This is a genomic window from Streptomyces sp. FIT100, from assembly GCF_024584805.1.
Classification (GTDB): Bacteria; Actinomycetota; Actinomycetes; order Streptomycetales; family Streptomycetaceae; genus Streptomyces.
This window is the reverse complement of the sequence record NZ_CP075715.1, coordinates 3,880,408-3,900,327: the sequence shown is the minus strand read 5'-3', so window position 1 is coordinate 3,900,327 and position 19,920 is coordinate 3,880,408. Positions and strand designations below refer to the sequence as shown.

The following is a 19,920-nucleotide window of genomic DNA, read 5'->3' as shown; positions in this document are numbered from 1 at the left end:
TCGGCCGCACAGGTCATGCCACCCGCACCGGGCGACCTCCGGGCCGGTTACGACGTCCGGGCCGGCCCGTCCTCGCGCGCGGCGAGGATCCGCTCGATGACGACCGCGACGCCGTCCTCGTTGTTGGCGACGGTCCGGCCGGAGGCGGCGGCGATCACGTCCGGGTGGGCGTTGCCCATCGCGTACGACGTGCCCGCCCAGGTCAGCATCTCGACGTCGTTGGGCATGTCCCCGAAGGCCACGACCTCGTCCGACGAGATACCGCGCTGGGCGCAGCACAGTGCGAGCGTGGAAGCCTTGGACACCCCCGGACCGCTGACCTCCAGCAGTGCGGTCGGGCTGGACCGGGTGAACGAGGCGAGGTGGCCGGCGGCGACGCGGGCCAGGTCGAGAAAGCCGTCGGGGGTGAGCTGCGCGTGGTGGGCGAGCAGTTTGAGCACGGGGGCGCCGGAGTCGGGGCCGTCCTCGTTGAGCAGCTTCTCGGCGGTGGCGACGGTGGCGCCCGGGTCGAGGTGGAAGGGCGGGTACTCCGGCTCGTAGTGGATTCCGGTGCTCAGCTCGACGGCGAACGAGGTGCCGGGCGCCGCCTCGCGCAGCGTCCTGACGACATCGAGCGCGGTCGCCCGCTCCAGCGGGCGGGCCTGGATCAGCCTGCCGCCGGCGTGCAGATCGACCACGGCGGCGCCGTTCGCGCAGATGGCGAGGCCATGGCCGTGGACGTGATCGCTGACGACGTCCATCCAGCGGGCCGGGCGGCCGGTGACGAAGAAGACCTCGATGCCGGCCTCTTCGGCGGCGGCGAGCGCCGCGACGGTGCGGTCCGAGACGGACTTGTCGTCGCGCAGCAGGGTGCCGTCGAGGTCGGTGGCGATCAGCCGGACGTTGGCGAGGAGCGGCAGAGGATCGTTGGCAGAGGTCACCCCCGCATTCTCCCGTATCAGGCGCACGGCGGTGCAGGGGGGTGCACATTTGAGTGCACGCCCCCTGACGTGGAGTAATCGCGCCCCTCTCCGGTTCGGGGGGTCAGCGCAGCTGTGCCAGGGCCTCGGTCGCGACCCTCTCGAAGACCTGCTGGTCGGCGCCGAAGACGGAATCCGCGACGGGCCAGTGGACGACGATCTCGGTGAAGCCCAGCTCGGCGTGGCGGCCCGCGAAGTCGACGAAGGCGGCGAGGGAGTCCAGCGGACGGCCCTGCCGGGGCGCGGCGGTGGCGGGGTTGAAGTCCGGGGTGAAGCCGGTGAGCAGGATCTTGTCGAGCTCCGCCGCGTCCCGTCCGGTCTCGGCGCACGCCTTGCCCAGCTTGGTGAGCTGTCCGGCGACGGCCTCGACGGACTGCTCCGGGGTGCCCGCCTCGTACAGCTTCGGGTCGCCGGTCGTCACCCATGCCTGCCCGTACCGGGCCGCGAGCTTCAGACCGCGGGGGCCGGTGGCGGCGACGGCGAAGGGGAGCCGGGGCCGCTGGGCGCAGCCGGGGACGTTCCGTGCCTCGGTCGCGGAGTAGAAGCGGCCCTCGTGCGTCGTCCCGGCCGGCTCGCGCAGCAGCTTGTCCAGCAGGGGGACGAACTCACCGAACCGGTCCGCACGCTCGCGCGGCGTCCAGGGCTCCTCGTCGCCCTTCAGCAGGGTGGTCGCGTCGAAGCCGTTGCCGCCGGCGCCGATGCCGAGGGTGGCACGGCCGCCGGAGATGTCGTCGAGGGTGATCAGTTCCTTGGCGAGCGTGACCGGGTGCCGGAAGTTCGGGGAGGTCACCAGGGTGCCCAGGCGCAGGGTGCCGGTGGCCGCCGCGGCGGCGGTGAGGGTGGGCACGGCACCGAACCACGGTCCGTCCCGGAAGGTCCGCCAGGCCAGGTGGTCATACGTGTACGCGGCGTGGAAACCCAGCTCCTCGGCTCGCTGCCAGAGCGCCCGGCCTCCCTCGTTCCAGCGGTGCACGGGAAGGATCACGGTGCTGAGGCGCAGAGGAGACGTCATGCGCTCCAGCGTACGGTGCGGCCGTGGGAAGCCTTCCTGCCGCGGCTTCCTGCCGGGGCTCCCCGTCGCGGCTCCCCGGTCCCCGCGTCCCCGCACCGCTCAACCGGGGAAGCGCAGGAACTCCGGCGGAACCGCGTCCGTGAGCCACACGCCGTTGGCGCTGACGTGGAAGACATGGCCCGCGTGGTGCATCGCGCCCGCGTCCACGGAGAGGACGACCGGGCGGCCCCGGCGGGCGCCGACGCGGGTGGCGGTCTCCCGGTCCGGTGAGAGGTGGACATGGTGGCGCGCCATCGGGCGCAGGCCCTCGGCGCGGATCGCGTCCAGGCTGAGGGCGGCCGTGCCGTGGTAGAGGTACGCCGGAGGCTCGGCGGCCGGCAGGTCCAGGTCGACCTCGACGGTGTGGCCCTGGTTGGCCCGGATCCGGGTGCCGTCGATCGTGAAGCGCCGCTTGTCGTTGACGGCGACGACATGGTCGAGCTCGGCCCGGGTGAAGCGGAAGCCGTGCGCGGCCGCCGCACGCATCAGCTCGTCGATCGCGACCCAGCCGTTCTCGTCCAGAGTGATCCCGATCCGCTCGGGCTGATGCCGCAGATGCTTCGAGAGGTACTTCGACACCTTGACGGTGCGTCTTTCGTCGGTGCGTGTTTCGTCCATGCCACCAGAGTCCCGCCGTCGTCAGCGCACCGCCACGCGATTTTCATCCCGGCGATGGTGATCCACATGTTTGATCCACAGCCAAGTTCGTTATCCACAAGGGGAATTGGCGATCCTGTGGACAATCCTCGGAAGGATCAGCGTATTTGATCAACTTCTTCCGATTCCTCGTGAATTGTCGTGAGTGCGTCCAATGTCCTTGCATGCAGCTCCCGTTCGGTGGCGGCCGCGATGAACATCGCCACATGCTCAGGGCCAACCAGCCGCTGTACGGCATCGATCGTCGTGACGGGCAGTGCCACACGGCGCCGCTGGTCGCTGGGGGCAGGCGGGCCCTCCGCGCCCAGATGGTGCTGCAGGTGCCGGGTGGCGAACGTCCGCATGGCCCTGGCCAGTTCGGCGTCCACGGTCTGCTGGGCGAGCGGTCGCAGCCTCCGTACCATCGTCGCCGCCTCCGCCGCGTCCGCGTCTGTCGGCGGCCGGTGGCCGAGGTAGCGCGCGAAGACATGCTCGGTGGTGAACTCCAGGAAACGGGTGGCTATGTGCTCCACCTGCCCGCGAAGTTCCCTCAGATGACCCGATATTGCCGGCAACGGCACGCCCGCCGCATACAACTCGGCGGCCACGGCCAGCTCCTGGGGGCTGGGCACCAGGAACTCGTCGTCCCGGCCCGGGATGCGCTCCAGCACGCCGAGCTCCACCGCCTCGGCGATGGCCTCTTCGTCGGGCTTGCCGCCGAACGTCGCCTCCAGGTCCTCCCGGGAGATCCGGTCCGCGACCTCGTCGGTCCACGGGCCCTGGACCTCGGCGACCAGTCCGAGGACCCCGCCGAGCCCCCGCCCCGCGTCCCATGCCTCCAGCAGCTCCTTGATGGAGGTCAGGGTGTATCCCCGGTCCAGCAGATCGGCGATCTGCCGCAGCCGTGCCAGATGCGTGTCCCCGTACACATTGGACCGGCCGCGCCGCTCCGGCCTGGGCAGCAGCCCTCGGTCCTGGTAGGCGCGGATCGTCCGGACCGTGGCGCCGCTGTGATGCGCCAGGTCCTCGATGCGGTACTCGGTCCGGTACTCGGCCGCCGGCTCCGCGTGCCCGCTCACAGCGGTGGCTCCAGCCGGGCTATCGCACGCAGGGCCCCGGGCGTGAAGCGGGACAGGAGGCGGGCGCTGCGGGCCTCCGGTGTCACGGGGACCACCGCCTGATTCCTCACGACGGCGCGCAATACCGCGTCGGCGACCTTCTCCGGCGGGTAGTTGCGCAGCCCGTACAGCCGGGAGGACTTCTTCCGGCGGCGCTTCTGCTCCTCGTCGGAGACCCCGGTGAAGCGCGCGGTCGCCGTGATGTTCGTGTTCACGAAGCCCGGGCAGATGGCGGAGACGCCGATGTCCTGACCGGCCAGCTCCGCCCGCAGGCATTCGCTGAGCATCAGCACCGCAGCCTTCGAAGTGGAGTACGCGGGAAGCGCCTTCGACGGCTGGTACGCGGCAGCCGAGGCGATGTTGACGATATGGCCGCCCTGACCGCGCCCGGTCATCTGCCTGCCGAAGATCCGGCAGCCGTGGATCACACCCCACAGATTGACGTCGAGGACCTTGCGCCAGTCCTCGCTCGTCGTGTCGAAGAACGAGCCGGAGAGCCCGATCCCCGCATTGTTGACCAGCACGTCCACGACGCCGTACTCACCGGCGACCTTCCCGGCGAGCTTCTCCATCGCCTGCTCGTCGCCGACGTCCACCGCCTCGCCCCAGGCCGCCGGGGCGCCGATCAGCCGGGCCATCTCCGCCGTCCGGGCCGCCCCCTCCGCGTCCAGGTCGACGGCGACGATCCGCGCGCCCGCCTCCGCGAAGGCGAAGGCCGTGGCCCGCCCGATGCCGCTGGCCGCGCCCGTCACCAGCACCAGCTGTCCGCCGAACCGCTCGGCGTACGGACCGGGGGCGGGGCTCTCCCGGACCGCCCGGATCGCCAGGGCCGCTCCGGCACCCCCGGCGGTGTCCTCATTGGACGTCACGAACTCGGAGATCCACGCGGCCAGTTGGTCCGGGCGGGTGCGTGGCACCCAGTGCTTTGCCGGCAGTGTCCGGCGCACCAACTGCGGTGCCCACCGGCCCAGATCGTCATGGAGCCGCTCGGAGAGGAAGGCGTCGCCGGTCGGTGTGATCAGCTGGACCGGAACGTGCGCATACGCATCGGGGCGGGGACGGAGCAGCCGGGCGCGCACGTTGTCCCGGTAGAGCCAGGTGCCGTGCGCGGCGTCCGAAGGGAGCGACGAGGTCGGATAGTCGACGGTGGGCACCTTCTCCACCCGCTGGAGGATCTTCGGCCACTGCTTGCCGAGCGGCCCGCGCCAGGCCAGCTCGGGCAGTGCGGGCGTATGCAGCATGTACACGTACCAGGACTTGGCGCCCTGGCCGAGGAGCTGGCCGACGCGGCGCGGGGTCGGGCGGCTCATCCGCTCCTTGATCCAGTGCCCGAAGTGGTCGAGCGAGGGGCCTGACATCGAGGTGAACGAGGCGATCCTGCCCTCGGTCCGCTTCACCGTGACGAACTCCCACGACTGCACCGACCCCCAGTCATGGCCGACGAGGTGCACCGGCCGGTCCGGGCTGACCGCGTCCGCGACCGCCAGGAAGTCGTCCGTCAGCTTCTCCAGCGTGAAGCCGCCCCGCAACGGCACCGGTGCCGTCGAGCGGCCGTGACCGCGCACGTCGTAGAGGACGACGTGGAAGCGCTCGGCCAGCCTGGCCGCGACCTCGGACCAGACCTCCTTGGAGTCCGGATAGCCGTGCACGAGCACGACGGTCGGCTGCGCGGCGTCCCCCGATTCGGTCACGCACAGTTCGACCCCGCCGGTGCGCACCCACCGCTCACGCGCGCCGTCGGTGCCGGTGCCGTCGGTGCTGCTGCCGTCGGTGCCGGTGCCGTCGGTCCCCGCGCCTTCGCTCGCCGTGCCCTCGCTCCCCATGCTCATGCGACCTCCTCCTCGGCCCAGCGCCGCACATGCGGCAGATCGTCGTCCACTCTGCTCCGGGTCCCGGGAGTCGGTGACGACCAGGATCTCCTCGAACTTCGCGCCCGTGCCGCGGAATCCCAGGTGCGGCTCGACCGCCCAGAGTCCCGGCTGCGGCGGATGGTCGGAGAACCTGTACGGCGACCAGAGCGGCGACCATCCCTCCCGGTGGCCGTGCAGGGCATCGCTCGCAAGCCCCTTCAGCGACTGGGTGCCGAATCCGAAGAGCGTCGGCGACCAGCGGCGCTCCCTGACCCGGTCGACCTTGTGGGCGATGACCCCGAAGGGATACGCGCGATGCCGGTTGGCATACCCCTGCCTGACCATCAGGCGGTCCACGTCCTCGTAGACCTCCCGGAGCGAGCGGCGCTCGCGCACCTCGCGCAGGATCAGCTCGCGGTGCGCCCGAAGATCGGAGAGCAGCTTGTCGTGCAGTGGGTGGGGCCCGAGACAGCCCGAGTAGCCGATGTCGGCGGTGAAGCCCTCGTACACCGGGGCCATGTCGAGGATGAAAGGCATCCCCGCCTCCAGCCTCCGGTCGGTCGGGAAGAACTGGAGCGGTATCCGGAAGCCGGCGAAGGCCGTGCGGTCCCCGAACCAGGCGAACGGCAGATGGAACCAGTCGCGCACCCCGCGCTCACGCAGCCAGTCGCGCTGCATCCGCGCCGCCTCGCGCTCGGTCACCCCGGGCTTGAGCTGCGCCGCGACCGCCTCCGCGCAGTCATAGGCCAGGCGCTGCGCTTCCCGGAACCCCCGCAGCTCCGCGGTCCGTTCACCCAGTGCTGCCGAGGTCGTGCCGCTCGCTGCCGAGGTCGTGCCACTCGGTGCTGAGGTCATGCCACCCGTCCGTCCCATGTGCGGTCCGTGCTCGTAACGTGACACTGATGAATGTGACAATGCCCGGCGGCGGCGTCAAGGGTCGCGCACCAGCCTGTGGACAACCCCGCTTCTGTGCACAACTCCGTCCTCCTCGGGCGGGGCCCCCTACGGGTCCGTACGTCTGGAGTCGGATGCGAATCCAACCGCCAGGGCTGACGCCCGGTGTGGTGCGCGCCACTACCGTCGTAGCGTGACTGTGATCGTGACCGAAAGCCTGAGCAAGCGGTTCCCCCGGGTGACCGCGCTTGACCGGCTCTCCTTGGACATCGGGCCCGGCGTGACCGGACTCGTGGGCGCCAACGGGGCCGGCAAGTCCACACTGATCAAGATCCTGCTGGGTCTGTCCCCGGCCACGGAGGGCCGCGCCGAGGTGCTCGGCCTCGACGTCGCCACCTCCGGTGCCGCCATCCGCGAGCGCGTCGGCTACATGCCCGAGCACGACTGCCTGCCGCCCGACGTCTCGGCCACCGAGTTCGTCGTCCACATGGCGCGCATGTCGGGCCTCCCGCCGACCGCGGCCCGCGAACGCACCGCCGACACGCTGCGCCACGTCGGCCTCTACGAGGAGCGGTACCGCCCCATCGGCGGCTACTCGACCGGCATGAAGCAGCGCGTCAAGCTCGCGCAGGCCCTGGTCCACGACCCCCAGTTGGTCCTCCTCGACGAGCCGACCAACGGCCTCGACCCGGTCGGCCGCGACGAGATGCTCGGCCTGATCCGCCGCGTCCACACCGACTTCGGCATCTCGGTCCTGGTCACCTCCCATCTGCTCGGCGAGCTGGAGCGCACCTGCGACCACGTCGTGGTCGTGGACGGCGGCACGCTGCTGCGCTCCAGCTCCACCAGCGACTTCACCAAGATCACGACGACCCTGGCGGTCGAGGTCACCGACAGCGACGCCCACCCGGACGGGACGGTGGCGCTCCGCGAGGCCCTCGCGGCGGCCGGTATCACGCTGCACGACGGCGTCGAGGAGGGCCTGCCCGGGGCAGGCCACATCCTGCTGCTGGAGGCGACAGGCGAGGAGACGTACGACACCGTCCGCGACACCGTCGCCGCGCTCGGCCTCGGACTCGTACGCATGGAACAGCGCCGCCACCACATCGCGGAGGTCTTCCGCCCGGAGACCGCGGCCCAGGCCCAGGCACAGACCCAGGCCCAGGCACAGGCCCAGCCCACGGAGGTGCCGGTCCGATGACCACCGAGACAACCCGTGCCGGCGCGGCCCGTGCCGAGACCACGCGGATCCACAACATCGGCTACCGCAACTACGACGGCGCACGGCTCGGCCGGGCCTACGCCCGCCGCTCGCTCTACTCGCAGTCCCTGCGCGGTGCGTACGGACTCGGCCGCAGTACCAAGTCCAAGGTGCTGCCGATGATCCTCTTCGCGGTGATGTGCCTGCCCGCGGCGATCATCGTCGCCGTCGCGGTCGCCACCAAGCTGAAGGAACTGCCGCTCGACTACACGCGCTACGCGATCGTCACTCAGGCGGTCATCGGCCTCTTCCTTGCAGCCCAGGCACCGCAGTCCGTCTCCCGGGACCTGCGCTTCAAGACCGTGCCGCTGTACTTCTCGCGGCCCATCGAGCGCATCGACTACGTGCTCGCCAAGTTCGGCGCGATGGCCTCGGCGCTGTTCGTCCTCACCGCGGCACCCCTGCTGATCCTCTACGTCGGCTCGCTGCTGGCGAAGATGGACTTCACCGACCAGAGCAAGGGCTTCGCACAGGGGCTGGTCTCCGTGGCGCTCCTCTCGCTGCTCTTCGGGGGCATCGGACTCGTCATGGCGGCGCTCACCCCGCGGCGCGGCTTCGGAGTCGCCGCCGTCATCGCCGCCCTCACCATCAGCTACGGGGCGGTGTCCACGATCCAGGCCATCGCGGACTCGACCGGCTCCGGCGACGCGGTGCAGTGGCTCGGGCTCTTCTCGCCCATCACGCTCATCGACGGAGTGCAGACCGCCTTCCTCGGCGCCACCTCGTCCTTCCCCGGCGGGCACGGCCCCGGCACGGGCACCGGCGTGGTCTATCTGCTGGCCGTCCTCGCGCTCATCGCCGGCTCGTACGGCGTCCTGATGCGCCGCTACCGAAAGGTCGGGCTGTGACCACGATCAACATCGACCACACCTCGCGCTGGTTCGGCAACGTGGTCGCCGTCAACGACGTGACCATGACGATCGGCCCGGGTGTCACCGGACTCCTCGGCCCCAACGGAGCCGGCAAGTCCACGCTCATCAACATGATGGGTGGTTTTCTCGCCCCCTCCACGGGCACCGTCACCCTCGACGGGCAGGCGATCTGGCGCAACGAAGGGGTGTACCGGCAGATCGGCGTCGTGCCCGAGCGCGAGGCGATGTACGACTTCCTGACAGGGCGGGAGTTCGTCGTCGCCAACGCCGAACTGCACGGACTGGGCGCGAGGGAAGCCCAGCGCGCGCTGGCCACGGTGGAGATGGAGTACGCGCAGGATCGCAAGATCGCGACGTACAGCAAGGGAATGCGCCAGCGCGTCAAGATGGCGTCCGCACTCGTGCACGAGCCGAGCGTCCTGCTCCTCGACGAGCCCTTCAACGGCATGGACCCGCGCCAGCGCATGCAGCTGATGGAGCTGCTCCGGCGGATGGGCGACGAGGGCCGTACGGTGCTGTTCTCGTCCCACATCCTGGAGGAGGTCGAGCAACTCGCCTCACACATCGAGGTGATCGTCGCGGGTCGGCACGCCGCGAGCGGCGACTTCCGCAGGATCCGCCGGCTGATGACGGACCGGCCGCACCGGTACCTGGTGCGCTCCAGCGACGACCGGGCGCTCGCCGCCGCGCTGATCGCTGACCCGTCGACCGCCGGTATCGAAGTCGATCTGCAGGAGGGCGCGTTGCGCATCCAGGCGGTCGACTTCGGGCGCTTCACGGAGCTGCTGCCGAAGGTCGCCCGTGAGCACTCGATCCGGCTCCTGACGGTCTCGCCGTCGGACGAGTCCCTCGAATCCGTCTTCTCCTACCTCGTTGCGGCCTGAAAGGAGCCTTCGACATGTACAACCCGACAGTCGCCCGGCTCACCTACCGGGCCCTCCTCGGCCGTCGCCGGGCGGCGATCCTCTTCGTCCTCCCGGGGCTGCTGCTGCTCATCGCGGCCGTGGTGCGGGCCTTCAACGGGGTGGACGACCAGGTCGCCGCCGATGTGCTGGGCGGTTTCGCCATCGCGACGATGGTGCCCCTGATCGGTGTGATCGCCGGTACGGGCGCCATCGGCCCCGAGATCGACGACGGATCGATCGTCTATCTGCTCGCCAAGCCCGTGAAGCGGCCGACGATCATCATCACCAAACTGATCGTGGCGATCGCCGTCACGATGGCCTTCTCCGCGATCCCCACACTGCTGGCGGGGCTGATCCTGAACGGCAACGGTCAGCAGATCGCCGTGGCGTACACGGTGGCGGCGCTGGTCGCGTCGATCGCGTACAGCGCGCTGTTCCTGCTGCTCGGCACGGTCAGCCGGCACGCGGTCGTGATCGGGCTGGTCTACGCGCTGGTGTGGGAGACGCTATTCGGCAGCCTGGTGCCCGGCGCGCGGACGCTCAGCGTGCAGCAGTGGTCACTGGCGCTCGCCGAGAAGATCGGCGGCGAAGGGATGATCGCCTCGGACGTGGGGCTGCCGCTGGCGGTGGCGCTGCTGGCGGGCGTGACGCTGCTGGCCACGGGGTACGCGGGTCAGAAGCTGAGGACGCTGACGCTGGCGGGCGAGGAGTAGCGGGTCCTCGCAACCGGCCCCGATCGTGCCCCGGGAGGTCCCCCTCCCGGGGCGTTCCCGTCCTCACGCGCCTTTGACGGCGGGTGTGGACACTGGACAGAGGGACGAGAGGAGGCGCCGCCATGGCCGAGGAGCCCGGGCCTGGGCCCGAGCCGGGTCCTGAATCGGGTCCTGAGCAGGGGGCGACACCGGGGGCGGAGTCCTGGGACGAGGCCGTCCTCGACCAGGACTTCATACGGGCCGCGGAGACCGCCGAGCCGTCCGCACGGGCCCGTATGCTCGCCGCTCGGTGGCGCATCTCCGCGCCCGAGCCGCAGCCGTGGCGCTCGGACGAGCCGCCGGCCGGCTGGTTCTGGAGCCGGGCGCCCAGGCGGTGGTGGCGCCGGCGCCGTAAGGGCGGTCAGGACTGAACGACCGAAATTCAGTGGCCCCGAACCGCTCGGCCGGGCAGAGTAGTTGAGGTAGTCGCGCAAACGTGCGACGAGGTTCACCGACGACGTTCGATACGGCGATGTTCGAGACGACGTCGTCCGAGACCGGGGAGGGGCGCGGCGATCACGTGAGTACGAGTCCGTCGAGCTCCCAGCAGGGCAGCGCGCGACAGGCTTCGGAGTAATCATCGGACTCCGTCGAGCCACCGCACGGCAGCTGCCCGGGCGGCCGCTTCGAGCGCGCATTCGCGCGGGCCGCCCTCCCGGAGGATTGGCCGAGTGGTAAGGCAGCGGCTTGCGCTGTGCTTGATCAGCAGCAGGTCGTCGTCGGGGTCAGCCCCGCGCGCGTTCGATCCGCGCATCCTCCGCGACGCCCGTGAAACGGGCGGCACGACCAGTACCAGTACGCCGTACCGGCACGACCCGTACGCCCGCACGGCACGGCACGACCCGCCCGCCCGCACGGCACGAACATGCCCTAGGTGTATTGCCTGGGGACGTTGGTCAACCTGGTGATGGGTGGTTTGCCGCCGGTCGCGGTGTGGGGGCGGTGGTGATTGTAGTGATGGAGCCAGGCTGGCAGGGCTTTACGGCGGGCTGATTCGCTGGGGTAGAAGCGGCCGAGGGCCCAGCCGTCGGCGAGGGTGCGGTGGAAGCGTTCGACCTTGCCGTTGGTCTGTGGCCGGTAGGGGCGGGTCTTCTTCGGTGTGATGCCGAGCTCGGTGCAGGCTTGTGTCCAGTGCCGGGAGCGGTAGGCCGAGCCGTTGTCGGTGAGGACCCGCTCGATGGTCACCCCTCGGGCGGCGAACCAGGCTACCGCGCGCCGCAGGACGTCGACCGCGGTGGCGGCCATCTCGTCGTCGCGGATCTCGGCGTAGGCGACGCGGGAATGGTCGTCGATGACGGTGTGGACGAACGCGGTTCCCAGTAGCGGTCCTCGGTACTTGTTGCGGGGCTTGTCGGGTGTTGCGGCACGGTTCTTGCGGCCCTGGACGCGTCCGACGTAGCGCCAGCCGCCGCCGTCGGGCACGTTCCCGAGCTTCTTGACGTCGATGTGGAGCATTGCGCCGGGATGATCGTGCTCGTAGCGGCGGACCGGCTCGCCGGTGGCGCGGTCGATGTGGGACAGGCGGTTGATCCGGCAGCGGGTCAGGACTGCGTGGACGGTGGAGGCGGGCATGCCCAGCCGTCCGGCGATCTGGACCGGGCCCAGACGTTGCTTCCAGCGCAGGTGCACGATCTTGCGGACCAGCGGCTGCGGTGTTCGGGCAGGACTGCGGTGCGGCCGGGAGGACCGGTCAGCCATCGCCACCGGCCCGGACTCGGCGTAACGGTCGGCCCACCGCTTGGCGGTCGGCCAGGACACGTCGTAGCGTTCGGCCGCACGGGCGACCGGCCAGCCGTCATCGACAATCAGACGCGCCAGCCGAAGACGGGCACGGGGAGTCAAAGCAGCGTTAGCGTGAGACACGAAGGCCTCCTGGTTGGCGGAGCGGTTCCTCGACAGCTCCACTCCACAACCGGAGGCCTTCCCCATCTCACAGATTCAGACCGTGTCGTCACACAAACTCGACCAACCTGGCTGGGCAGTACACCTAGGGCAGCAGCTGCTCCAGCACCACCGCGATGCCGTCGTGCTCGTTCGAGGCCGTGATCTCGTGGGCCACTGCCTTGAGGTCGTCGTGGGCGTTGGCCATGGCCACGCCGTGGGCGGACCAGGCGAACATCGGGATGTCGTTGGGCATGTCGCCGAACGCGATCGTCTGCGAGGACTTCATCCCGAGCCGGCGGGCCGCCAGGGAGAGGCCGGTCGCCTTGCTCAGTCCCAGGGGGAGGATCTCGACGATGCCGGCCCCTGCCATGACCACGTCCACGAGGCCGCCGGACGTCTGGCGCGCGATGCGCGCGAGGGTGTCGTCGTCGAGCTCGGGGTGCTGGATGTAGACCTTGTTGAGCGGGGCCGCCCACAGCTCGCCCGGGTCGGTGAACGACCGGATCGGAAGCGGACCTTCCTGGACCTGGTAGCCCGGGCCCGCGATGACCTCGCCGTCGAGTCCGTCCCGGCTCGCCGCGAGCGCCAGCGGGCCGACCTCCGCCTCCAGCTTCGCCAGCGCGAGCCCGGCCAGCTGCCGGTCCAGGGTCACCGACGTCAGCAGTTTGTGCTCACCCGCGTGGTAGACCTGCGCACCCTGCCCGCAGACGGCCAGCCCCTGGTAGCCCAGGTCGTCCAGGATGTGCCGGGTCCACGGGACGGCACGCCCGGTCACGACGATGTGCGCGGCGCCCGCCGCCGCGGCGGCGGTGAGCGCGTCGCGTGTGCGCTCCGAGACGGTGTCGTCGGAGCGCAGCAGCGTTCCGTCGAGGTCCGTCGCGACCAGGCGGTACGGAAAACTCACTTGGCGATCGGCTCCAGAACCTCACGGCCGCCCAGGTAGGGCCGCAGCATTTCGGGTACGCGCACCGAACCGTCCGCCAGCTGGTGGTTCTCCAGGATCGCCACGATCGTGCGCGGCACGGCGCACAGCGTGCCGTTCAGCGTCGCGAGCGGCTTGACCTGCTTGCCCTCCCGCATCCGTACCGACAGCCGGCGCGCCTGGAAGCCGTCGCAGTTCGACGCCGACGTCAGCTCGCGGTACTTGCCCTGGGTCGGGATCCACGCCTCGCAGTCGTACTTGCGCGAGGCGGAGGCACCGAGGTCGCCGGACGCCACGTCGATCACCTGGAACGGCAGCTCCAGGCCGGTCAGCCACTGCTTCTCCCACTCCAGGAGCCGCTTGTGCTCGTTCTCGGCGTCGTCCGGGTCGATGTACGAGAACATCTCGACCTTGTCGAACTGGTGGACGCGGAAGATGCCACGCGTGTCCTTGCCGTACGTACCGGCCTCGCGGCGGTAGCACGGCGAGAAGCCCGCGTACCGCAGCGGGAGCTTGTCGGCGTCGAGGATCTCGTCCATGTGGTACGCCGCGAGCGGGACCTCGGACGTGCCGACGAGATAGAAGTCGTCCTTCTCCAGGTGGTACACGTTCTCCGCGGCCTGGCCGAGGAAGCCCGTCCCCTCCATGGCGCGCGGGCGGACCAGCGCCGGGGTCAGCATCGGGATGAAGCCGGCATCCGTCGCCTGCGCGATCGCGGCGTTGACGAGCGCCAGCTCCAGCAGGGCGCCGACGCCCGTCAGGTAGTAGAAGCGCGAGCCCGAGACCTTCGCGCCGCGCTCGACGTCGATCGCGCCCAGCGCCTCGCCGAGCTCCAGGTGGTCCTTGGGCTCGAAGCCCTCGGCGCCGAAGTCGCGGATCGTGCCGTGCGTCTCCAGGACGACGAAGTCCTCCTCGCCGCCGACCGGGACGTCCGGGTGGACCAGGTTGCCCAGCTGGAGCAGGAGCCGGCGGGTCTCCTCGTCGGCGTCGTTCTGCTCGGCCTCGGCGGCCTTGACGTCGGTCTTCAGCTGCTCGGCCCGCTTCAGCAGCTCGGCGCGCTCCTCCGGGGACGCCTTGGGGATGAGCTTGCCGAGCGACTTCTGCTCGGAGCGGAGTTCGTCGAAGCGGACGCCCGACGACCTGCGCCGCTCGTCGGCGGAGAGCAGGGCGTCGACGAGTGCGACGTCCTCTCCACGGGCGCGCTGGGAGGCGCGAACACGGTCGGGGTCCTCACGGAGCAGGCGAAGGTCAATCACCCCACCAGGCTACCGGTGCGGACTCCCCGCTCCCCAGTTGATATTGGTTGCGTGTCACTTTGCCCTAAATGCCCGACTTGAGGAAAGTCGCGGTAAATCCGGATCGACATCTGTCAAGGAATGGGTGCCGGTCGCCGAAATGGGGCAAGTGCCGCCTCTCGTTGACCGCTTTCCCGTGTGGGGTGCGGAAGTCGGCGGCCGTTGTCCACAGGAGCGGGACGCTTCGGGGAGTTATCCACAGGGTGTGCGAATGATCTGTGGACTACGGAATTGATCATTCCGAATGTCGCCCGGTGGTCTGAGGATTCTCGTCCCAAACCCGACCTTGGTGCTCATTCGAGTGGGAATTCCTCATTGCTTCTCGCTCCAAAGAGTTGATCAAAGGAATTGAGCTGACACGGACGACGCGGGGTGCTGTGGACACTTGCGGGGTGAGTGAACCGATTTGTCTACCATGTCGGCTTGTGTTGTCGACTTGTCCCCAGGTCGAGAAGCAGCCCTGTGGATAACTCTGTGGGTAACGGAAAGTAGGAAGATCGCGCGGACGGAACCGTCCAGGGCACGGAAAAAGAAAACGTGGGGTTACGCCCGGCCGTCGCCCCGCAGGGCCGCGTTCACGCCGACGGGTGGGGTGGCCCATGCGCCCGCAGTGGCGACACCGCACCGCAGCGGCTGTCAGGAGCCGGCTGCCGGCCCGGTCGCCCCAGCTCCGGCTGCTACGCGCGGCTGCTTACGCCCGGCCGTCCTGGCAGCGGGCCAGCCATTCCGCCGCGTCCACGAACTCCGCGTCCGAGGTCCCGGGCCGCAGGGCGCGTCCACCGCTTCCCTGCCCCTGCCCCTGCCCCTGCTCCGCCGCGGCAGCCGTGTCCACGCCCGCCTGCGGATACGACCCGAGGAACCGCACCTTCGGGCAGATCCGCTTGAGCCCCATCAGCGCCTCGCCGACCCGCCGGTCCGCGATATGGCCCTCGGCGTCGATCGCGAAGCAGTAGTTCCCGATTCCCGCACCCGTCGGTCGTGACTGGAGCAGCATCAGGTTGACCCCGCGCACCGCGAACTCCTGGAGCAGCTCCAGCAGAGCGCCCGGATGGTCGTCGCGCTGCCAGATGACCACCGATGTCTTGTCCACCCCGGTCGGGGCCGCGGGCCGGGCCGGGCGGCCGACCAGCACGAAGCGTGTCTCCGCGTTCTCCGCGTCGTGGATCTCGGTGACCAGCGGTTCGAGTCCGTACGTGGCCGCCGCGAACTCCCCCGCGAAGGCCGCGTCGAACCGGCCTTCCTGAACCAGCCGCGCGCCGTCCGCGTTCGACGCCGCCGACTCCCACAGGGCGTCGGGCAGATGGGCGCGCAGCCAGTTCCGTACCTGCGGTTGGGCGACCGGGTGACCGGTCACCGTCTTCACGTCCGACAGCTTGGTGCCCGGCCGTACGAGCAGCGCGAAGGCGATCGGCAGCAGCACCTCGCGGTAGATCATCAGCGGCTCGCCGGACGCCAGCTCGTCGAGGGTCGCGGTGACACCGCCCTCCACCGAGTTCTCGATCGGTACGAGCGCGGCCGCGGCCTCCCCGTTGCGCACGGCGTCGAGCGCGGCCGGAACGGACACCATCGGCACGAGCTCGCGTGTCGCGGCCTCCGGGAGCGTGCGCAGGGCGGCCTCGGTGAAGGTGCCCTCGGGGCCGAGGTAGGTGTAGCGCGTGGCGGACATACTCGTCACCCTAGTGCGCTCCCGCCTGTCGCGAATCCCGTCGCGTTTCCCACCACGATGACCACCACCATGACCACCACGACGGCCGCTCGTTCCCCTCACGTCTCCCGTCAGGATTCGAGCAGCCGCTGACCCACGTACTCGCCGCTCTTCGGACCACCCGGCACGGCGAAGAGGCCGCTGGACTCGTGGCGGATGAACGTGGACAGCGCGTCGCCCCGGTCGAGTTTGCGCTGCACCGGCACGAAGCCCTTGAGCGGGTCGGCCTGCCAGCAGATGAAGAGCAGCCCGGCGTCCGGTGTGCCGTCGGCGGCGATTCCGTCGTGGAAGGAGTACGGGCGCCGCAGCATCGCCGCGCCCCCGTTCTGCTCGGGGGCCGAGATCCGGGCATGAGCGTTGTCCGGAACGATCAGCTTCCCGTCGGGGCCGGTCTTGTCGAGATCGAGCTCGGTCGTCTCGCTGCCGCCCGTGAGCGGGGCGCCGTCCGACTTCCGTCGGCCGATCACCAGCTCCTGCTCCGGAACGGACAGCCGCTCCCAGTCGTCGAGCAGCATCCGGATCCTGCGGACAACGGCGTACGAGCCGCCGGCCATCCAGCCGGGCCGGCCCTCGGCCGCTACGAAGATCCGCTGGTCGAAGTCGGGCTCGGACGGCTTGGGATTGCGAGTGCCGTCGACCTGGCCCATCAGGTTGCGCGCGGTCATGGGGTGCGCGGTCGCGCCCGGCGAGCGGTTGAAGCCGTTCATCTGCCAGCGCACCCGGGCCGCCTTGCCGGCGTCCTTCTGGATCGCGCGCAGCGCATGGAAGGCGACCAGCGCGTCGTTCGCGCCGATCTGCACCCAGAGATCGCCCTCGGAGCGCCGTGGGTCCAGCCGGTCGGAGGAGAAGGCGGGCAGCGGGTCGAGTGCGACGGGGCGCTGCGCGGCCAGGCCCGTACGGTCGAAGAAGGTGCGGCCGAAGCCGAAGGTGACGGTCAGCGAGGAGGGGCCCGCGTCCAGGGCGACGCCCGAGTCGCCGTCGGCGGCCGGTTCGCCCGCCATGAGCCGGGACGCCGTTGCCGACCAGCGGCGCATCAGCGCGACGGCGTCCTTGCGGGCGGCCGGGCCCGCCGCCGCGGCCAGGTCGAAGGCGACGAGATGGCCGCGGGACTGGAGGGGCGTGGTGATCCCGGGCTGATGTTTCCCGTGAAACATCACTTCGGTCGAGCCGACGGTCGTCAGCGCCGTCGCCGGGGCGTCCGTGGTGGAAGCGTGCGCCACTGCTCCGCCCGCCGCACCGATGGCCAGCCCCGCCGCCCCGGCTGCGCCGACGGTGCCGAGCAGCCGGCGCCGCGAGATCTCGACCTGGCTGGTGGTGTTGTCGTTCATGGGTGTCGTCAGCCGATCTTGACGTTCTTGTCGACGGTCGTCTGGTCGATGTCGGACGTCCGTACGGTGATCTGGATCTGCCATTCGCCCGGCAGCGGGATCTGGATCGAGTTGGCGCTCCAGTGGCCGGTCGCGATGCGGTCCGGCACGACGGGGAGCGGGCCGATCTGCTCGGCGGTGAGGGTGAAGGCGACCTTCACCTCGGGGATGTCCAGGGGGCGCCCATCGGGCCGGTTCACCCACACGTGCAGGGTGTTGGCACCGGACCGGCCGGGGTCGATGCTCAGCCGGACGGTGCCCTTGCCGTCCGTGCTGCCACCCGTGTCGAAGGGCAGCGTGAAGTCGACCGGCCGGTCGGGCACGGCCGCCGCCTCCTGGGCCCCGCCGTTCGCGCGGGCGGCCTCCTCCTCCGTACGCCCCGGCTCGGTCGACGTCAGGACGGTGGTCACGGCGAGGAGGACGACGGCGATGCCGGCCTCGGCGAGGACCGAGCGGCGCAGTCCGGTACGGGCGGGGTCGGCGTCCCTCACCCGCTTTCGCCGGGCCGTCGCCACCGCCGCCTTCTGGCGGGCGAGTTGGGCGGCACGCTCGGAGCCCGCGGGCACATCGGACTCCGGGTCGGACTCCGGGTCGGCCCCCGCGTCGGCCCCTGCGTCCGCCTCCTCGTCGTCCGACGCGAGACCCTCGGCCTTGGTCTCCGCCTCGGCCTCCGCGTTCGCCTCCGGGGCCGCGGACTCGGCCAGTTGAGCCGTCCACCGCCGTGAGATCCAGGCGACGCCGACGAGCACGACGACCAAGCCCACCTTGACCAGCAGCAGTTGGCCGTAGGCCGTGCCGGTCAGCGCGGACCAGGAACCGACCTGGCGCCAGGACTGGTAGAGCCCGGTCAGAGCGAGGACCACGACCGAGACGAACGCGATGCGGGAGAAGCGGAGTACGGCCGTTCGCTCGACGGACGGCGTCCGGTAGAGCGCGACCAGCACCGCCACGAGTCCGCCGAGCCAGCCGGCCACGGCCAGCAGATGCAGGACGTCAACGGGCGCCGCGACGGTCGGCTGGATGCCGGTCGACGCGTGCTCGGAGAGCGCCCAGGTGGCCGCGATGCCGGCCGCGACGACCGTTCCGCCGACGGCGAGCCCGAAGGTGAGGTCGCTCGTCTCCTTCGCGCCCTCACCGGCGTCCGCGGCGTCCACGCCGCCGGCATCCCCACCGCCGACGGCGCGCTTCGCGTACGCCCCGAACAGCACCGCCACGAACAGCGCGGCCGCTCCGAGCAGCAGCAGCCGGGACACCAGGGCCGCCCCGATCTTGGTCTCCAGTACGGCCTTCAGCCCGCCCAGATCGAGCGCGTCCGCCAACTCCCCCGAGCCGGTGTACGGGTTGCGCAGCAGCAGCATCGCCAGGGTCGCCGCGGTGAGCGTCAGCCAGCCGTGGACGACGAGCCGCTGCATCGGCCGCTCGCCCGCGCCGCGCGGCCAGCAGGCGAGGAGGAACGCGGCGCCGCCGACGAGCACGATGAATCCCGCGTACGCCGCGTAGCGCGCGATGCCGTACAGCGTGCCGACGAGTCCGCCGCCGGCCTCCTCCTCGGGCAGCTCCACCGCCGTCGAGGAGGGGGCGCCGATGGAGAACGTGAACGCCCCGGCGACCGGATGGCTGTCGGCGGAGACGGCCTGCCAGGCGACGGTGTACGTGCCGTCGGGCAGGCCGGCGTGCAGCGCGACGCCGTACTTGATGATGTTTCCGCTGCACAGGTTCTGGAGCTCACCGGTGTCGACCCGTTTGCTGCTGGGGTCGAGCACCCGGATCGAGTCGTTCCCCATGGCGACCTGCTCGGAGAAGGTGAGCGTGACGTCCTTGGGGGCGGTGGCCAGCACCGCCCCGTCCTTCGGGTTGCTCCCGGTCAGCGCGGCATGCGCGCTCGCCGTGCCGGAGAGCACGGTGCCGAGCAGCGTGAGCAGCGTCGCCGTGACGAGCAGCAGTCGCACGGGGGTCGCGGTCGCGGGTCCGAGGCGCGGGGCGGTGGCCGTCATGATGTGTCAGTCCCTCGATCCCTCAGTGGTGCTGCGGGTTGTAGGTGCGGTCCTTCACCGGCAGTTCGACCGTGATGGGGTCGGCCTTCTCGAAGTGCAGCTCCACGGTGACCTGCTGGCCGACCTTCGGCTGCTGCTTGATCTCCATGAACATGATGTGGTTGCCACCGCGTTCCAGGGCCAGCTCTCCATGGGCGGGTATGTCGAAGGACGTCACCTGCCGCATCTTCTGGTCCTTGGTCTCGTGGATCTGGACGTCGTCCGAGAGAGGGCTCGTGACGGAGGTGAGCTTGTCCGCCGCGTCGCCCTTGTTGCTGACGGTGAGGAAGCCGCCCGCCATGTCGCCCACGGGCTGCGGCATGAACGCACCGCTGACCGTGAGTTCGGGCCCTTCGCTCCCGGACGAGCAGCCCACCAGCGTCAGGCCCGCGGTCAGGGCCATCACCGCGGCGAGG

At 70.5% G+C, this 19,920-nt stretch carries 17 protein-coding genes and 1 tRNA gene; 6 read left to right on the top strand and 12 right to left on the bottom strand.

Going from position 1 to position 19,920, the window contains the following annotated elements:
• Positions 1–47 precede the first annotated feature (47 nt).
• From KK483_RS17520 to KK483_RS35520, 5 genes are all read right to left on the bottom strand, one after another.
• Positions 48–920, bottom strand: a complete 873-nt coding sequence (locus KK483_RS17520; protein ID WP_262006154.1) for a Cof-type HAD-IIB family hydrolase — start codon at positions 918–920, stop codon at positions 48–50.
• A 103-nt stretch (positions 921–1,023) separates the two neighbouring features.
• A complete protein-coding gene (locus KK483_RS17515; protein WP_262006153.1) occupies positions 1,024–1,971 on the bottom strand; it encodes an LLM class flavin-dependent oxidoreductase in 948 nt (315 codons plus the stop codon).
• Positions 1,972–2,070: 99 nt separating this feature from the next.
• Complete coding sequence (locus KK483_RS17510) at positions 2,071–2,628, bottom strand: RNA 2'-phosphotransferase (RefSeq protein WP_262006152.1); 558 nt, start codon at positions 2,626–2,628, stop codon at positions 2,071–2,073.
• A 137-nt stretch (positions 2,629–2,765) separates the two neighbouring features.
• On the bottom strand, positions 2,766–3,725 hold the full coding sequence (locus KK483_RS17505) for a MerR family transcriptional regulator (protein ID WP_262006151.1): 960 nt from the start codon (positions 3,723–3,725) through the stop codon (positions 2,766–2,768).
• On the bottom strand, positions 3,722–6,469 hold the full coding sequence (locus tag KK483_RS35520; RefSeq protein WP_399014246.1) for an SDR family oxidoreductase: 2,748 nt from the start codon (positions 6,467–6,469) through the stop codon (positions 3,722–3,724). The genes KK483_RS17505 and KK483_RS35520 overlap by 4 nt, the downstream gene beginning before the upstream one ends.
• Positions 6,470–6,707: 238 nt before the next feature.
• Between KK483_RS35520 and KK483_RS17490 the strand changes: the two genes are divergently transcribed.
• From KK483_RS17490 to KK483_RS17465, 6 genes are all read left to right on the top strand, one after another.
• Positions 6,708–7,709 (top strand): ABC transporter ATP-binding protein, encoded by a 1,002-nt coding sequence (locus KK483_RS17490; protein WP_262009565.1) that lies wholly within the window; start codon positions 6,708–6,710, stop codon positions 7,707–7,709.
• Complete coding sequence (locus KK483_RS17485; protein ID WP_262006150.1) at positions 7,706–8,617, top strand: ABC transporter permease subunit; 912 nt, start codon at positions 7,706–7,708, stop codon at positions 8,615–8,617. Before KK483_RS17490 ends, KK483_RS17485 begins: the two co-directional genes overlap by 4 nt.
• Positions 8,614–9,525 (top strand): ABC transporter ATP-binding protein, encoded by a 912-nt coding sequence (locus KK483_RS17480; RefSeq protein ID WP_262006149.1) that lies wholly within the window; start codon positions 8,614–8,616, stop codon positions 9,523–9,525. The genes KK483_RS17485 and KK483_RS17480 overlap by 4 nt, the downstream gene beginning before the upstream one ends.
• Before the next feature lie 14 nt (positions 9,526–9,539).
• Positions 9,540–10,259, top strand: a complete 720-nt coding sequence (locus KK483_RS17475) for an ABC transporter permease (RefSeq protein WP_242338616.1) — start codon at positions 9,540–9,542, stop codon at positions 10,257–10,259.
• A 122-nt stretch (positions 10,260–10,381) separates the two neighbouring features.
• On the top strand, positions 10,382–10,669 hold the full coding sequence (locus KK483_RS17470; protein ID WP_262006148.1) for a hypothetical protein: 288 nt from the start codon (positions 10,382–10,384) through the stop codon (positions 10,667–10,669).
• Positions 10,670–10,955: 286 nt separating this feature from the next.
• A tRNA-OTHER gene (locus tag KK483_RS17465) sits at positions 10,956–11,058 on the top strand.
• A 110-nt stretch (positions 11,059–11,168) separates the two neighbouring features.
• Here KK483_RS17465 and KK483_RS17460 read toward each other — a convergent pair.
• The 7 genes from KK483_RS17460 to KK483_RS17430 all read right to left on the bottom strand — a co-directional run bounded on the left by KK483_RS17460 (position 11,169) and on the right by KK483_RS17430 (position 19,907).
• Complete coding sequence (locus tag KK483_RS17460) at positions 11,169–12,161, bottom strand: IS481 family transposase (protein ID WP_262006147.1); 993 nt, start codon at positions 12,159–12,161, stop codon at positions 11,169–11,171.
• A 124-nt stretch (positions 12,162–12,285) separates the two neighbouring features.
• Entirely contained in the window at positions 12,286–13,086 is an 801-nt protein-coding gene (locus tag KK483_RS17455; protein ID WP_262006146.1) for an HAD family hydrolase, read from the bottom strand.
• Positions 13,083–14,360 carry a serine--tRNA ligase gene (gene serS / locus KK483_RS17450; RefSeq protein WP_262006145.1) on the bottom strand — a complete coding sequence of 426 codons (1,278 nt, stop codon included), beginning with the start codon at positions 14,358–14,360 and terminating at the stop codon, positions 13,083–13,085. The genes KK483_RS17455 and serS overlap by 4 nt, the downstream gene beginning before the upstream one ends.
• A 730-nt stretch (positions 14,361–15,090) precedes the next feature.
• Entirely contained in the window at positions 15,091–16,065 is a 975-nt protein-coding gene (gene pheA / locus KK483_RS17445) for a prephenate dehydratase (protein WP_262006144.1), read from the bottom strand.
• Positions 16,066–16,175: 110 nt separating this feature from the next.
• Positions 16,176–17,432 (bottom strand): iron uptake transporter deferrochelatase/peroxidase subunit, encoded by a 1,257-nt coding sequence (efeB, locus tag KK483_RS17440; protein ID WP_262006143.1) that lies wholly within the window; start codon positions 17,430–17,432, stop codon positions 16,176–16,178.
• 8 nt (positions 17,433–17,440) lie between these two features.
• Complete coding sequence (locus KK483_RS17435; RefSeq protein ID WP_262006142.1) at positions 17,441–19,465, bottom strand: copper resistance protein CopC; 2,025 nt, start codon at positions 19,463–19,465, stop codon at positions 17,441–17,443.
• A 22-nt stretch (positions 19,466–19,487) separates the two neighbouring features.
• The gene (locus KK483_RS17430; protein ID WP_262009563.1) at positions 19,488–19,907 is read right to left on the bottom strand and encodes a copper chaperone PCu(A)C; all 420 of its coding nucleotides are present in this window, start codon (positions 19,905–19,907) and stop codon (positions 19,488–19,490) included.
• Positions 19,908–19,920 lie beyond the last annotated feature (13 nt).